Annotated in this window: 1 protein-coding gene; it reads left to right on the top strand. The window is 47.5% G+C overall.

What is annotated here, in order from left to right:
- Nucleotides 1-335, top strand: a 335-nt coding sequence (locus AB4585_RS27715; protein WP_372171965.1) for an AbgT family transporter, incomplete at both ends; no start/stop codon positions are given.

The following is a 335-nucleotide window of genomic DNA, read 5'->3' as shown; positions in this document are numbered from 1 at the left end:
GGGTGCAGCAGGTCGTAGCGCCGATGGCGTTATCAAAGTCGTTAGTCTTCTAAATGGTGAAGGTCTGCGTCTTATCGTTACTAACCTAGTAACTAACTTTACTGGTTTTGCACCTCTAGGTACGGTTCTAGTAGCAATGCTTGGTGTAGCTATTGCTGAACACTCAGGCATGCTTTCTGCAGCAATGCGTGGCCTAGTAATGAACGCTTCTCAGCGTATGGTTACAGTAACGGTCGTATTTGCGGGTATCATCTCTAACACAGCTTCTGAGCTGGGTTACGTGGTTCTTATCCCTCTTGCAGCTATGCTTTTCCACTCATTAGGTCGTCACCCTC

It is taken from the genome of Vibrio sp. 10N.222.49.C9 (genome assembly GCF_041474985.1).
In the GTDB taxonomy this organism is placed as follows: Bacteria; Pseudomonadota; Gammaproteobacteria; order Enterobacterales; family Vibrionaceae; genus Vibrio; species Vibrio crassostreae_C.
Note: the sequence above shows the minus strand (reverse complement) of the source record. Positions and strands in the feature narration are given on the sequence as shown.